This window comes from Heyndrickxia sp. NPDC080065 (assembly GCF_050281185.1).
Lineage (GTDB): Bacteria > Bacillota > Bacilli > Bacillales > Bacillaceae_C > Heyndrickxia.
The window spans coordinates 20,473-35,191 of the sequence record NZ_JBNNWS010000015.1 but is presented as its reverse complement, the minus strand read 5'-3'; the positions used below and the strand labels follow the sequence as shown (position 1 = coordinate 35,191).

General features: G+C 35.5%; 11 protein-coding genes and 1 pseudogene. 2 read left to right on the top strand and 10 right to left on the bottom strand.

Annotated features, from left to right (window positions below; all coding sequences use genetic code 11):
• Positions 1 to 36: 36 nt before the first annotated feature.
• A pseudogene (locus tag ACQKP0_RS18055) lies at positions 37 to 1,673 on the bottom strand (AMP-binding protein).
• A gap of 312 nt (positions 1,674 to 1,985) precedes the next feature.
• Here ACQKP0_RS18055 and sda point away from each other — a divergent pair.
• Positions 1,986 to 2,117: a sporulation histidine kinase inhibitor Sda gene (gene sda, locus ACQKP0_RS18050; RefSeq protein WP_427407220.1), complete on the top strand. Its 132-nt coding sequence runs from the start codon at positions 1,986 to 1,988 to the stop codon at positions 2,115 to 2,117.
• Positions 2,118 to 2,213: 96 nt separating this feature from the next.
• Here sda and ACQKP0_RS18045 read toward each other — a convergent pair whose 3' ends face one another.
• The 3 genes from ACQKP0_RS18045 to sucA form a co-directional block, all read right to left on the bottom strand.
• Positions 2,214 to 3,020 (bottom strand): DUF2935 domain-containing protein, encoded by an 807-nt coding sequence (locus ACQKP0_RS18045; RefSeq protein WP_427407219.1) that lies wholly within the window; start codon positions 3,018 to 3,020, stop codon positions 2,214 to 2,216.
• Between the two features lie 128 nt (positions 3,021 to 3,148).
• On the bottom strand, positions 3,149 to 4,375 hold the full coding sequence (odhB, locus tag ACQKP0_RS18040) for a 2-oxoglutarate dehydrogenase complex dihydrolipoyllysine-residue succinyltransferase (RefSeq protein ID WP_427407218.1): 1,227 nt from the start codon (positions 4,373 to 4,375) through the stop codon (positions 3,149 to 3,151).
• A 45-nt stretch (positions 4,376 to 4,420) separates the two neighbouring features.
• Positions 4,421 to 7,252, bottom strand: a complete 2,832-nt coding sequence (gene sucA, locus ACQKP0_RS18035; protein WP_427407217.1) for a 2-oxoglutarate dehydrogenase E1 component — start codon at positions 7,250 to 7,252, stop codon at positions 4,421 to 4,423.
• 458 nt (positions 7,253 to 7,710) lie between these two features.
• Between sucA and ACQKP0_RS18030 the strand changes: the two genes are divergently transcribed.
• Positions 7,711 to 8,262 (top strand): Hsp20/alpha crystallin family protein, encoded by a 552-nt coding sequence (locus ACQKP0_RS18030; RefSeq protein WP_427407216.1) that lies wholly within the window; start codon positions 7,711 to 7,713, stop codon positions 8,260 to 8,262.
• A gap of 31 nt (positions 8,263 to 8,293) precedes the next feature.
• On the opposite strand, the gene ACQKP0_RS18025 is transcribed toward ACQKP0_RS18030, so the two are convergent.
• The 6 genes from ACQKP0_RS18025 to ACQKP0_RS18000 form a co-directional block, all read right to left on the bottom strand.
• Positions 8,294 to 9,691: a HAMP domain-containing sensor histidine kinase gene (locus ACQKP0_RS18025; protein ID WP_427407215.1), complete on the bottom strand. Its 1,398-nt coding sequence runs from the start codon at positions 9,689 to 9,691 to the stop codon at positions 8,294 to 8,296.
• Positions 9,688 to 10,368 (bottom strand): response regulator transcription factor, encoded by a 681-nt coding sequence (locus ACQKP0_RS18020; protein ID WP_427407214.1) that lies wholly within the window; start codon positions 10,366 to 10,368, stop codon positions 9,688 to 9,690. Before ACQKP0_RS18020 ends, ACQKP0_RS18025 begins: the two co-directional genes overlap by 4 nt.
• A gap of 40 nt (positions 10,369 to 10,408) precedes the next feature.
• Complete coding sequence (locus ACQKP0_RS18015) at positions 10,409 to 10,537, bottom strand: hypothetical protein (protein ID WP_427407213.1); 129 nt, start codon at positions 10,535 to 10,537, stop codon at positions 10,409 to 10,411.
• A 558-nt stretch (positions 10,538 to 11,095) separates the two neighbouring features.
• Positions 11,096 to 11,989 carry an ABC transporter permease gene (locus ACQKP0_RS18010; RefSeq protein WP_427407212.1) on the bottom strand — a complete coding sequence of 298 codons (894 nt, stop codon included), beginning with the start codon at positions 11,987 to 11,989 and terminating at the stop codon, positions 11,096 to 11,098.
• A 15-nt stretch (positions 11,990 to 12,004) separates the two neighbouring features.
• Positions 12,005 to 13,006: an ABC transporter permease gene (locus ACQKP0_RS18005; RefSeq protein WP_427407330.1), complete on the bottom strand. Its 1,002-nt coding sequence runs from the start codon at positions 13,004 to 13,006 to the stop codon at positions 12,005 to 12,007.
• A gap of 74 nt (positions 13,007 to 13,080) precedes the next feature.
• Positions 13,081 to 14,688, bottom strand: coding sequence for an ABC transporter substrate-binding protein (locus ACQKP0_RS18000; RefSeq protein ID WP_427407211.1), 1,608 nt, complete (start codon positions 14,686 to 14,688; stop codon positions 13,081 to 13,083).
• Positions 14,689 to 14,719: the final 31 nt, after the last annotated feature.

Genomic DNA, 14,719 nt, shown 5'->3' with positions numbered 1-14,719 from the left:
ATATTGATACGGCAACTTTAAATTGATAGAAGATTTTTAAATTTTGTTCAATACGACATTGATAGCTTTCTCTCGTAATCGATATTTTTGAATTTTTCCGGACGCCGTCATTGGATAACTGTCAGTAATTTCAACAAAACGAGGTATTTTATGTCTTGAAATTTTTCCTTTACAATACTCATGTACTTCCTCTAATGTGATCGTTTCCCCTTGTTTCGGAATAATCCATGCCATGACTTCTTCTCCAAATGTCTCGTCAGGGACACCGATTACTTGAACATCTAATACCTTTGGATGTGAGTAAAGAAATTCTTCTATTTCGCGAGGATAAATATTTTCACCCCCTCTTATGATCATGTCTTTTAATCTCCCAGTAATTCGACAATAACCGTTTTCATCCAAAACCGCTAAATCACCCGTATGAAGCCATCCTTCCTCATCAATTGCCTCTCTTGTAGCATCCTGGTTTTTATAATACCCCTTCATCACATGATAACCTCTTGTACATAGTTCACCTTGCTGACCCTTTTCCATTAACTGATTCGTAATTGGATCTACTATCTTCACTTCAACATTCGGTAAAGCACGACCTACAGTTTCAACTCGTATCTCTATCGGATCGTTTGTTCTAGTTTGGGTAATAACGGGTGATGATTCAGTTTGACCATAGGCAATGGTGATTTCCGTTGCCCCCATACGGTTAATCACCCCTTTCATTACTTCAATTGGACAGTTTGATCCAGCCATAATGCCTGTTCGTAAAGTGGAAAGATCATATTGATCGAAATCAGGTTGATTTAATTCGGTAATAAACATCGTTGGCACACCATGCAACCCAGTACATTTTTCATCTTGAACAGTTTGTAAAACAAGTTTTGGGTTAAATTCTTGGATTGGAACCATTGTTGCGCCAACAGATACACATGCCATAGTACCTAGTACACAGCCAAAGCAATGAAAAAATGGAACCGGAATACAAAGTCGGTCCTTCATTGTCAATTCCATACAACCCGCAATATTATATCCGTTATTTACAATATTATTGTGTGTTAACATAACTCCTTTTGGAAAGCCAGTTGTCCCTGAAGTGTACTGCATATTAATGACATCATTTGGATCGAGTGAATGAAACCTTTGATCAAAGTCTACATCGGTAACTCCCGCACCAAGTTTCAGTATATCAGTCCAATTATATGTACCCGGATACTTATCTTCCCCAAAGACAATTACATTCTTTAGTTGAGGGAGTCTCTTACTGCATAAAGAGCTCCTGCTTTACTTTCCTTTAATTCGGGGCAAATTTCATAAAGCATCTCTATAAACGATGCATCCCGATAGCTTTCCATTAGAATAATTGTTTTAGAGTCAGATTGACGCAGTAAATATTCTAGTTCTGATGTCCGATAATTGGTATTTACAGTTACAAGAACAGCACCCATTTTTCCAGTAGCAAACTGACAAGTAAGCCATTCAGGAGTATTTATTGCCCAAATTGCTAAATGTTCCCCTTTTTGAATGCCAAGGCTCATTAACCCTTTAGCTGCTAATTTACATTGGTCATCAAATTCTTTATACGTCCAACGTAGTTTACGATCGGCATAAACCACTGCTTCATGGTCTGGATGGCATTTAGCCTTTTGTTTTAGTAATTCACCTATTGTTACGTCCAATATTGACATTGTAGAAAATCCCCCTTTATTAACAACAGAGTTGAGTAAGGATGTTATTTAATGTAATCAAAGAGGACTGTCATGCTGTATTATGCAGATTCCACACTCTTACTATCATGTTATCACGTTTTTCTGAATATTCAAATATAAAATTCTCTTTTTCAACACAGATTATATATTGATAATCTAAGCACTAAGAACTAAATTTCAAATGGTTTTAATTTTTTCTACTTAACGCTTTTCATTTATCAAGAAAAGAGTTAAAATGATTAGACAATATAGAAAAATTAATATATTCCACTAGGAGGTATTGTCATGAAAATCATGAGTAATGAAATGTTGGTGGCAGCCTATCGAGACGCTAAAAAGAAAGGTCAAGATCGTGAGTGGATTAAATTATTAAAATCTGAGATTATGAAGCGTGGATTAACTCCATTTAAAAATTAATTTAAAATAAAAAGTGTGCAATCATTTTTATGGCTGCACACTTTTTATTTTTAATTCTTTTCTAAAAGAAGTATCATTCAAAAAAGTATGAAGTAACTAATCTTCACTTCTCGGCTTAGTTGGATCACATTCAGGAATTTTTGTATTTGATGATTCAGCTAATTTAGTTAAATAATAGCATTCCTCACGAAACATATGATCTGCCATTAAAGCAGGAAAAGTGCCAAGTACTTGATTTGAAATTTCACATTCAAAAATTTCATTTAAGAACATTTGAAACATTTCCATTTCTAGCTTCACATCCGAATTAAACCTTTTTAATGCGGGAAAACTGCTTTCATTCGCTCGTAAATAGCCCGTAAATTCCACAGCTTTTAGATAAAATTGCTCAAATTGCTTTAAAAATTGAGTGCTGGATTTTTTAATTTTTATTTCTGTTGCATCCATTTCATTATCGATAGCTCCTGCATGACCATAAGCATCGTGAAGCCATAGTAAATGGTGATGCAATTCATGATAAATCGGTGGGGATTCTCCCTTTTTTAAATATTTCAATAATCTTTCGTATTCTTCCAACTCATTTACCATATGGTTTATAAACGAAGGTGATAAATGGATACTAATTTTGCCTTTTAAATGCCGTCTTAGAATTTCAAATTTTAAATCTTTTAAAGCCGTTACATGTACATCTGCCTCATTTGCTAAAAGGATCGACTCCTTATCATTTTGCAGATTTCTCGCTTTTCCTAAGAGGAAGTCAAAAATTTCTTTAAAGTTATTAGCTGATTTAATCATTTTTGGCTCGTTAGGACTCAAGGATGAGAGAATAAATCTAGAATGATCTCCTAATATTTGTAACCAAAAAGAGTGCTCAAACCTTGCTGATTCTAAAAATGTACTCACCTGATTCCCCCTTTCTATTTCTCCATATTAAAATTTTATTCATATGATTACTTGGACTATGTATAATTTGATCCAAATAAAAAAGCCCTCTCATTTCAAAAAATGAGAAAGGCTTTTTCGAGTTCATATTAAACTTCAAGTAATAAATCTTCAGGATTTTCAAGAAGTTTTTTAACAGTCACTAAGAATCCAACTGCTTCACTGCCATCAATTACACGGTGATCATATGATAATGCGATGTACATCATTGGTCGAATTTCTACATTATCTCCTACCGCAACAGGGCGTTTTTGAATCGTATGCATACCAAGGATACCCACTTGTGTACCATTAATGATTGGTGTTGAGAATAATGAACCGAATACTCCACCGTTTGTAATCGTGAATGTTCCACCTTGAAGGTCACTTAATGCAAGTTTATTATCTCTTGCTTTCTTTGCAAACCCAGCGATATCAGCTTCAATTTCTGCAAAGTTTTTGCGATCACAATCACGAACAACTGGAACTACAAGACCTTCTTCAGTAGATACAGCTACACCGATATCATAGTATTTTTTCAATACTAAGTCAGTACCAATAATTTCAGAGTTTACAGCTGGGTATTTTTTCAATGCAGCTACAACAGCTTTTGTAAAGAATGACATAAAACCAAGACGTGTTCCACCATGTTCCTCTTGGAATTTGTCTTTTTTACGTTTACGAAGTTCCATAACCGCTGTCATATCAATTTCATTAAATGTTGTTAACATTGCAGTATTTTGTTTTACTTCTAATAAACGTTTTGCAATTGTTTGACGACGGCGGGACATACGAACAACTTCAACTGGTTTACCGTCTTCTATAGAAACTGGTGCAGCTTGTTTAGGTGCAGCAGGCTTCGCTTCTGGTTTTGGCTGATTACCATGTGCATTAACATCTTGAACGCGTACACGTCCCATTGGATCCACTGTAGATACAGCAGCTAGGTCGATACCTTTTTCACGAGCAAGCTTACGTGCTGCAGGTGAAGCAATTGGACGATCTTTCTTATCTGCTTCAGGCGCTGGTGCTGGTTTTGCTTCTACTTTTTCTTCTTGTTTTGGAGCTTCCGCTTTTTCTTCTTTAGCTGGAGCTGCCTCTCCACCTTCAGAAACAACAGCAATAACTTGTCCAACTTGTACAGTATCGCCTTCTTCAGCTTTTAATTCTTGGATAACCCCTGCTTCTTCAGAGATGACTTCTACATTGACTTTATCAGTTTCTAATTCGACAATGTATTCTCCTTTTTCAACACGATCTCCTGGTTGTTTTAACCATTGAGCAATGGTTCCTTCAGTAATAGATTCAGCTAATTCTGGAACTTTAATTTCAGCCACAATGTTGTCCTCCCTTTATATGAATTACTTTTTCTTTATCGTTTTTTATTTTGTCAAGGCTTCATTTAATATACGGTTTTGTTCTTTTTTATGAACAATTGGGTCTCCCTCAGACGGGCTAGAACGTCTAGGACGGCCTACATATTTCACATTTACACTTTTTGGAGCAAGCTCCCGTAAGTATGGATCTGCGAAAGTCCATCCACCCATATTTTTAGGCTCTTCTTGAACCCAAACAAGTTCTTTTAAGTTTGCATACCTACTTAAAATTTCTTTAATTTCTGTTTTAGGGAAAGGATAAAGTTCTTCTACTCTCAATATATGAACCCAATCTAATTGTTCATCTTTAATGCGTTCCTCAAAGTCGATGGCAATTTTCCCGCTGCATAAGATGATTCTTTCAACTTTATCCTGTTCATTACCAAGTCCTTTTTGTTCTAGAACAGGTTTGAATTCACTTTCTGTTAATTCAATTCCATCAACCGATGCCAATGGGTGACGAAGTAAACTTTTTGGTGTCACAATAACTAATGGACGAATTTCTTCTTTTTGCAGCATCGCAGCTTGACGACGCAAAATATGGAAATATTGAGCTGCTGTCGATAAATTTGCTACTGTCCAGTTATTTTCAGCAGCAAGCTGCAAGAAACGTTCTAATCTTGCACTTGAATGCTCCGGTCCTTGACCTTCATAACCATGTGGCAATAACATCACAAGTCCAGATTTTTGTCCCCATTTTGCTCTTCCAGCAGTAATGAATTGGTCGAACATTACTTGTGCCATATTTGCAAAGTCACCAAATTGCGCTTCCCAAATGACTAGTGTTTCTGGAGCAAATACATTGTATCCATATTCATAACCTACAACTGCCGCTTCTGTTAGTGGGCTGTTGTAAACTACAAATGATGAATTCGCATCCTTCACATGATGAAGTGGAATATATTCTTCACCTGTTTTTTCATCATGCAACACGAGATTCCGTTGTGCGAATGTTCCCCTTTGTGAATCCTGTCCTGTAAAACGAATAGGTGTACCATCTTTAATAATGGTCGCAAAAGCAAGTGTTTCAGCATGTGCCCAATCAATCTTACCTTCCCCATCAAATACATTCTCACGTCGTTTTAAAATTTTAGCTAATTTTTTAAATGCATGGAATTCATCCGGCCAATTTAAAAGTTCTGAATTAATAGCCTTAATTTCCTGATTGCTAACAGCTGTTTCAACTTTTGGAAATCCTTTAGCTACAATTTCAGGCGGATTCATCACAGTATCTGGGTCTTCCTCTTTTTTAGGGACTTTATCAAATGCTGCTTGCAGTTTACCTTGAATCACCTGATCAATTGATGCAACTTCCTCTTTTGATATACTTCCTTCATTCATTAATTTTTCAGCATATATTTCACGAACAGTCGGGTGCTTATGAACGATTTGGTACATCAATGGATTCGTTACCATCGGTTCATCCATTTCATTATGACCAAATCTACGATATCCGATTAAATCAATTAAAAAGTCTTTATGGAATTTTTTGCGATATTCATATGCTAGTGTCGCTGCAGCTAACACTGCTTCAGGATCGTCAGCATTCACATGAATAATTGGTATTTCAAAGCCCTTTGCTGTATCAGAAGCATAATGTGTTGAACGAGAGTCATAGCTTTCTGTTGTAAAGCCAATCATATTATTTGAAATGATATGGATTGATCCGCCTGTATTATAACCTTTCAATCCGCTCATATTTAACGTTTCGGCAACAATTCCTTGTCCTGCAAACGCAGCATCACCATGAACCAATATAGCATAAGAACTATCTTGATCTTGACTAGGATAACCGTTTACATTTCGCTGCTCTTGAGCTGCCCTTGTATAACCTTCTACAATTGGACTTGCAACCTCAAGGTGGCTCGGATTGTTTGCTAAAACAATTCGAGTACTTGCAGTGCTCTCATCTTTAACACGACGATCTGCACCAAGGTGATATTTAACATCACCAGTCCATCCATATGTAATTCCAATTGATCCTTCATGTGGTATTAAATCTTTATTCGGTGCATGCTGGAATTCAGCAAATATCAGTTCATACGGCTTTTCAAGAACATGAGCTAGCACATTTAAACGGCCTCTATGAGCCATTCCTATATTAACAGTTCTCGCACCACTTTGGACTGAAGAACTTATTATTTGATCTATTAGTGGAACTAAAGTATCTAATCCTTCTATGGAAAAGCGTTTTTGCCCAACAAATGTACGATGAATAAATTTTTCAAATCCTTCTACTTCAGAAAGACGTTTTAAAACAGCAATTTTTTGTTCCTTTTTTAATTCCGGAAGAAATGCACCGGACTCAACAGTACGTTGTAACCAATTTTTTTCTTCTAAATCATGTACTTGATAAAACTCAAATGCAAGCTTTTTTGTATAAACCGATTTCAAATGATTAATTGCATCCAATCCATTTTTCACTGAAGCAGGTGCATCTGGACAAATAAAAGATGCTGGAATATTTTTTAAGTCTTCCTCAGTTAAATCAAATTCTGAAAATTCGATTCTGCGAGTGTCCTTTTTACGATCGTTTAATGGATTAATATCAGCTGCTAAATGCCCATAAGTACGAATATTATCCGCTAATTTTACAGCGGCAACAATTTTACTAAACACAGTTGGATTAGTAGGTAATTGAAAGGATATATCCGCCTGTCCATGGGTAGTTAAGCCTTTTTCGGATACAGATGGTGCGCCCCATTCTTCGAAAAGGATTCTCATTTCAGGATCAACACTTTCTGGATCGTTTACAAAATTTTCGTAAACTTCCATCACATAACCAAGGTTCGGGCCAGAAAAGCTCTCCCAAAAGCCTTTTGATGCTTGTTGTTTCATCTCGAAAAACCTCCAGCTATTAAGCCTAATAATTTTTTATAAAATACATATATGTAATAAAATGTTCTAAATAAGCCATAACGCTTACAGACACAATTCTATCACTGTAAAGTAATAAGATAAAGGATAAAAAACAATTTTTTTTAAATAAAAATGAATGTTTATTCATTCGAAAAAAAGACTTTTTTAAAGTGAAATATTCTGGTTAATACTTAATGCTCATTATTCCCTTTATCAACCAAATCCCCCTAAAATTAATCATTCTTTTTATAAATGTCCATTTTCAACTTTCATAATACTCCTTATGAAAATTAAATCAATTGTTTTTACTTATTTCTTTTATTTTTTTAGTAAGAAATATTTCAAAGGAATTAGTTCATATTTCGTCCTTTAATAACATTGGGCGAAACATTGCATACATTAATATATAGTGTTGAAGTTCGGGAGGTAACAACCTTATGTTTCCTTTTAATATGTTTCCTTTTAACAATAAGAATAACTTAATGAAGCAGATGAATCCTCAGGATATAGAAAAAATGGTACAAAATATGATCTCTCAGTTTGTACCTGGAGGGGAATGGCAAGGGGGATTTAACCCGCAGGAGATGATGGGTCGTGCAACATCAATGTTTCAAAATGGAGATCAAACACAACAAAATCAAACATCGACAGAGACACAACAACAAACTCAATCAACTACTGAAAATCAAAAACAACCATCAACTTCTACCAGCTTTGATGTAAGTGTTTTTGAAACATTTGATGATATCTATGTAAGAATTCCGATCAAAGATGAATCTTGGTTAAAGCAGGTGAAAATATTCCATACATCGAATCAAGCAATTATCGAAAACATTCCAGAACAAGGACAGAGGCATGTGATCACTTTACCCAGTTTGATAAAGAAGAAGGGAACATTAGCACAATATAAAGATGAAATATTAGAAATAAAAATGAACAAAAATGTAGATATGCAATATACAGAGGTGGATGTTACGGAAAAGTTGTAATCTATTGCAAAAAAAGAAAACCGATATTTTTTCATCGGTTTTCGTTCACGGGTAAGGTAAACGTAATACTAGTTCCCTCCCCAACCTTACTCATAGCATATATCTCACCTGAATATCCCTCCACAATCTGCTTTGCGATAGCTAATCCTAAGCCGTTCCCACCTTTTGCCCTGCTTCTTGCTTTATCTACACGGTAGAAACGATGGAAAATTTTTGATAAGTCCTCTTTAGGGATGCCAACACCATAATCTTTTACAGTGATTTTTATTGAGCCTGCTTCCTCTTCAACAAAAATATCAACTTCCCTGCTTTGATCAGAGTATTTCACAGCATTATCTAAAAGAATAATTAAAATTTGCTCAAGATGATTTGCACTTATACAAACTATCGTATTGTTTAATTTATTTGTATGGAGATTAAATGTAAATTTTTCATGGATCATTTCAAAATTTTTAATCACTTGATTTAATGTTTTTAATAAAATAGTTCTTTGTTCATAGCTTTTACTTTCTTGCTGTTCTGCTCTAGACAAATCCAAAAGCTCTTGGACTAATTTTTTCATACGATCTAGCTCCTGAATGGAAGCGTGTAGGGATTCATCCAAAATATTTGGATCATTCTTTCCCCATCGGTTTAATAAATTTAAATGACCTTCCATAATCTGCACAGGAGTCCGAAGCTCATGTGATGCATCTTCAATAAAGCGTTTTTGTTGGTTAAAGGAATCCTCGATTTGATCCATCATATCATTAAAGATATGAGTTAATTCAGCCATTTCATCCTTCGAGTTGCTTGGTTCCATTCTTTCATGAAACCCTTTTTTGCGTATTTTTTTCATGGTGGAAGAAAGATTCTGTAGCGGCTTTAAAAAGCTTTTGGCCATTAAAAAGCCAAAAAAACCACTCAGTAATAGAGCAACACTTCCAAAAATCGTCATAATCAAAAATAAAAGGTCCATCATTTGATGATAACGTGTCAAAGGTTGAATCACTTCGACATATCCATCAAATCCGCTAGTATGAACAGGGGCGCGACCTAAATACAATTTTTTGCCATTCGTTTCAAACAAAGCCACCGTTTTTTTATGAACAGGTTGAAATGGAATAAAATATTTTGGCGAATTTTCATCTGGAGTTAACACTTCTTGGTTTCCGTATTGATCTAGAATACGAATAGTAAGATCTTTTTCAATAAATCGATTTACCAAATCTATATTATCAGCCCGATAACCACCTTGTTTTACAAATAGAATTGTTTCGTCCAATGCTTGAAAAATATTATTTTTTTCTTGATTCAGCATCCATTTATTAATCACATTGTATTGGACTAAACTAAATAGAAAAAAAGTGAAAAAAATGGCCGCACTGGTTACTACGGACCATTTAACCTTTAAAGAAGACTTTTGATACCAGTTTTTTAAATACTTCATTCCCGCATCACATACCCTGTTCCACGGACAGTTTGAATGAAGCTATCTTCACCAGGAGTATCTATTTTATTTCTTAAATATCGAATATATACATCCACGACATTTGTTTCTACTTCTGTTTCATAGCCCCAAACCTTATTCAATAAGACTTCCCGGGTCAAAACAATATTTTTATTCTCCAGTAATGTTAAAAGCAAATCATACTCTCTCTTCGTCACATCAATAATTTTTTCACCTTTTTTTACAATTCTGCTTTCTTTTTCGACAAATAAGTCTTTAAATGTATAAGTAGTAAGCTGTGATTTCGGTTCATGAATTTCAATCCTTCGAAAAACAGATCTTAGCCTTGCTAGCAGTTCTTCAATCGCAAACGGCTTAACAATATAATCATCTGCTCCATGATCCAATCCGGAAACGCGATCCATCACACTGTCGCGTGCGGTTATCATGATAATGGGTGTTTCTTTTTCTTGACGTAGTCTACGACAAACTTCCAACCCATTTAAACTCGGAAGCATCAAATCAAGTAAGATTACATCCCAATCTTCCTGAAGTGCTGTTTGCAGCCCTTCTCTTCCATCATAAGAAACCTTTACTTCATATCCTTCATATTTAAGCTCTAGTTCAATAAATCGTGCTAAATTTTTTTCATCTTCAATTATTAAAACTCGCTTCACATTAACACCTGCTCCAAAATACAAATTCCGATTAATATACTTATTTTATCTGAGATTTAGAAAAAATTAAATCCCATACTGCATGGCCAATTTCGACTGACTGGAAGGCAAATAGACTAACGGCTGTCGCACTAAAAAAAACAATTGGAATAAATCGGATCCACATCATTTTATATACGCCTCCTTTATATTTTACTATAATCATCATAAATGAAAATATGATTAAAATATGTTAAGTCTCTGATAAAAAAACTCTTCAAAGCATACAAAGCTCATATTTAAGAGGTCATATTCAATGAAATCAGTGAGCTAGCCATTTTCTTTATCCTCCAGTCTACAAATTAGTCCACCTCTCCTCACGAATAAAAATATATAAAAAAATAACCGGCACTCGGCCGGCTTTAAAGAAGGAACTTTATAATGAGTAAATAAAAATGGCCGACGATAGCTACGGGTAACAACTATGCGGCATGTCCTTTTAACCCATCCTATACTACATTGAAAATCCTAAAAAATCATGAAAGAAACATTAGAATTTCATGAGAAATCTTATTTGAAGAATATTCCCTTCTCCACCATGTAAACTAGAATTATTTTAAAACAATTCCGCTAGCCGATAGGCGCAGGAGCTAGACGTAAACCTCGCTAAAGTTATCCACTGTACGTATATTTTATAATTTCCTAATCGATCAAAAGAACTGTGGGAAATCTCCCACAGTTCTTTTTGTTAGTTTTTCATGCGAGGATCTAGTGCATCTCGAAGACCGTCGCCCATCAGATTAAATCCTAGTACTGTTAACATGATGGCAATACCCGGAAAAAACACTGTCCATGGTGCTTGTATAATAAAATCTTTAGAATCAGAAAGCATTTTTCCCCATTCAGGTGCTGGTGCCACTGCACCTAGTCCTAAGAATCCAAGAGCTGCGGCTTCAATAATTGCAGTAGCTATTGCTAATGACCCTTGAACAATAATTGGAGCCATACTGTTCGGTAATACATGGTGGAATAAAATCCGACCATCCCCCATACCAATTGCTTTTGCAGCAGTAATATACTCTTCTTCTTTTACTGATAAAACTCTTGACCGAACTAAACGCCCAAAAGTTGGAATATTAATAATAGCAATTGCAATTAAAGCATTTTGGAGTGATGGCCCAAGCATCGCTACGATTGCTATTGCAAGTAAAATACTAGGAAACGCTAATAAAATGTCGAAAATTCGAGAAATAATCCCATCTACTAGGCGACCATAGAAACCCGCAACAATACCTAAGATAGAACCAACTATAGCAGAACCTACTACAGAAAAGAAACCCACTGATAAAGAGATCCTTGCTCCGTAAATGACCCTGCTTAGAATATCCCGACCAAAATCATCAGTTCCAAACCAATGTTTAGCTGAAGGAGGAAGGTGCTTGTCTCCTAATTGCTGGTCTTTAAAACCATAAGGGGCAATAAAATCAGCAAAAATGGCGATTAGAATGAAGAAAATGACTAATCCCAGACCAAACAATGCTGCTTTATTTTTCTTAAAACTCTTCCACCCCTCTTTCCACGGAGATATCAATGGCTCTTCAACCGTTGTTGTTTGAGATACATTTGTTGAAAGTTCTGACATTGATGAACCTCCTTATCAATATTTAATTCGTGGATCAATTGCTGCATATAGTAAATCCACAATTAAGTTTATAAGTACAAAAATAAGTGCAAGTATGAGAATACCAGACTGGATAACAGGGTAGTCTCGGAACTCAATAGCTTCGTAGATGTATGTTCCCATTCCAGGCCAGCCGAAAATCGTTTCAGTTAGAATCGCTCCACCTAATAATAAACCTGTTTGCAGTCCAATAATGGTAAGAACAGGGATAAAGGCATTTTTTAATGAATGCTTGTACACAACCCAAAACATTCTCATCCCTTTTGCCCGTGCAGTTCGAATGTAATCAGAACGCATGACCTCAAGCATACTAGACCTTGTAATACGAGCAATAATCGCCATCGGGATGGTGGCTAAAGCGACACTTGGGAGAATGAGATGTTTGATCACTTCTATAAACTGATCGAATCTTCCTTGTAATAAAGTATCAATTAAATATAGATTGGTAATTGATTCAACTGGATTACGAATATCATCACGTCCAGTAGTCGGCAATAAGTCTAAATGAATGGAAAATACATATTGTTCCATTAAACCTAGCCAAAAAATTGGCATGGACACCCCTATAAGTGCAATCAGCATCACAACATAGTCAAACCATGAGTTTTGAAACCACGCTGAGATAATTCCCGCATTCACACCAACTATAATCGCAATAATCATAGCTACAACAGCTAATTCAACGGTTGCTCCAAAATAAGGCCAAATTTCATTATTTATGGGGGCTAGAGTTTTTAAAGAAGTCCCTAAATTTCCAGTTAATAAATCTTTAATATAGTCAAAAAACTGAACAAAGAGTGGTTTATCAAGTCCTAATTGCTTTGTTAGGTCAGCAATCGCTTCTTTCGTTGCGAGTTGTCCTAAAATAGCCCTTGCTGGGTCTCCAGGTATGGCGTGAATTAATGAAAAAACAATGATTACCATCCCAAGAAGAACAGGTATAAGTAATAGTAAACGTCGAATAGTATAGGCAACCATATACATTCTCCACCCCTTCATTATGTGTTTCTACTTTTCTAAAGAAAAAGGGGAGTAAACACTCCCCTTGGATATTAATTTACTGTTATATCAGCAAAGCTTTGAGATCCAGTTGGATGAGGGAAGAATCCCTTAATATTGCTCTTACCCGCTAGCTGCGGTACTGAGTGAGCAAGAGGAACCCAAGGTGCATCATTATGGATAACTACTTGAGCTTGTTTATATAATTCATTACGTTTTGCTTCGTCTGTTTCTGTTTGTGCTTGAATTAATAGACTATGAAGCTCATCGTTTGAATATTGGGAATTGTTATTCGAACCAATCGCATCTTTGTCAAGTAAAGCATATAAGAAGTTATCTGCATCCCCATTGTCACCGGTCCATCCTACGATGTACATTGGAGCCTCACCTTTAGCTAACTTTTCTAAATATGTTCCCCATTCCATAGTGACAATCTTTGTTTTTACTCCAATTTTTTCGAAATCTGCTTGAATTGCTTCTGCTACTTTTTGGCCGTTAGGCATATATGGGCGAACAACTGGCATTGTCCAAAAATCAACGCTGAATCCATCCTTATAACCCGCTTCCGCCAGAAGTTTTTTCGCTTTGTCTAAATCATAATCATAATCTTGGATATCATCATTATAACCACTTACTGAAGGTGGCATAGGATTTTTGGCTGGCTGTGCAGTGCCTTCATAGAAATTTTTTATTAATGCTTCTTTATTGACGGCATGGCTAAGTGCTTGTCGTACCTTAACATTATCAAACGGTTTTTTTGTTACATTGAATCCAAGATAACCAACATTCATAGATGGTCTTTCAAAAATTTGAAGATTTGAATTGGATTTAACCTTTTCAATATCACTTGGATTTAAACCATCCATTAAATCTACTTCACCTTTTATTAAGGCATTTAGTCTTGCAGAGTTATCCTTAATTACCTTTAAAATAACTTTATCAAGCTTTGGTAATCCTTTTTTCCAATATTTATCATTTTTCACAACCGTGATTGAATCATTTCTTTTCCATTCTTGGAATTTAAATGGACCTGTACCTACTGGATTTTCGATATATTTATCACCATATTTGTCGATGGCAGTTGGACTAGAAATTCCAAAAGGTGACATTGCTAAATTTTTCAAGAATGGTGCTTGTGGTCGGAATAATGTAAATTGAACAGTATTTGTATCTAATGCTTTTACTTCTTTAATAACTGCAGACTTTTCTCCCTTAAACCCTCCAAATTGTGATTGGTAATATGGGAACTTTTCTACATTTCCATTTGCCCATCTATCAAAGTTTTTTACAACAGCTTCAGCATTAAAGTCTGTTCCGTCGTGAAATTTCACACCTTCCTCAAGTTTAAAGGTGTAAGTCAAACCATCAGGTGAAACCTCCCAAGATTTTGCCAAACCAGGCTCAATTTCTGTGTTTTCTTTTTTATAAGTTACTAGATTATCAAATATTTGCTCAGTAACAATCAGTGATTCACCATCAGTAACAGAAGCAGGATCAAGCCTTGTAGCATCTCCTCCACGTGCATATACTAAAACCCCACCTGATTTTTCTTTGTTTCCATCTTTACCCTTCTCACCATTTGATTTGGATGATCCACATCCCATTAAGGCAAGTGAAAGTACTAGGATACAAATGATTAATCCCATCAACTTTTTCTTCATCTTTTTCCCCCCATTTTTTTGTTAGTGTTAT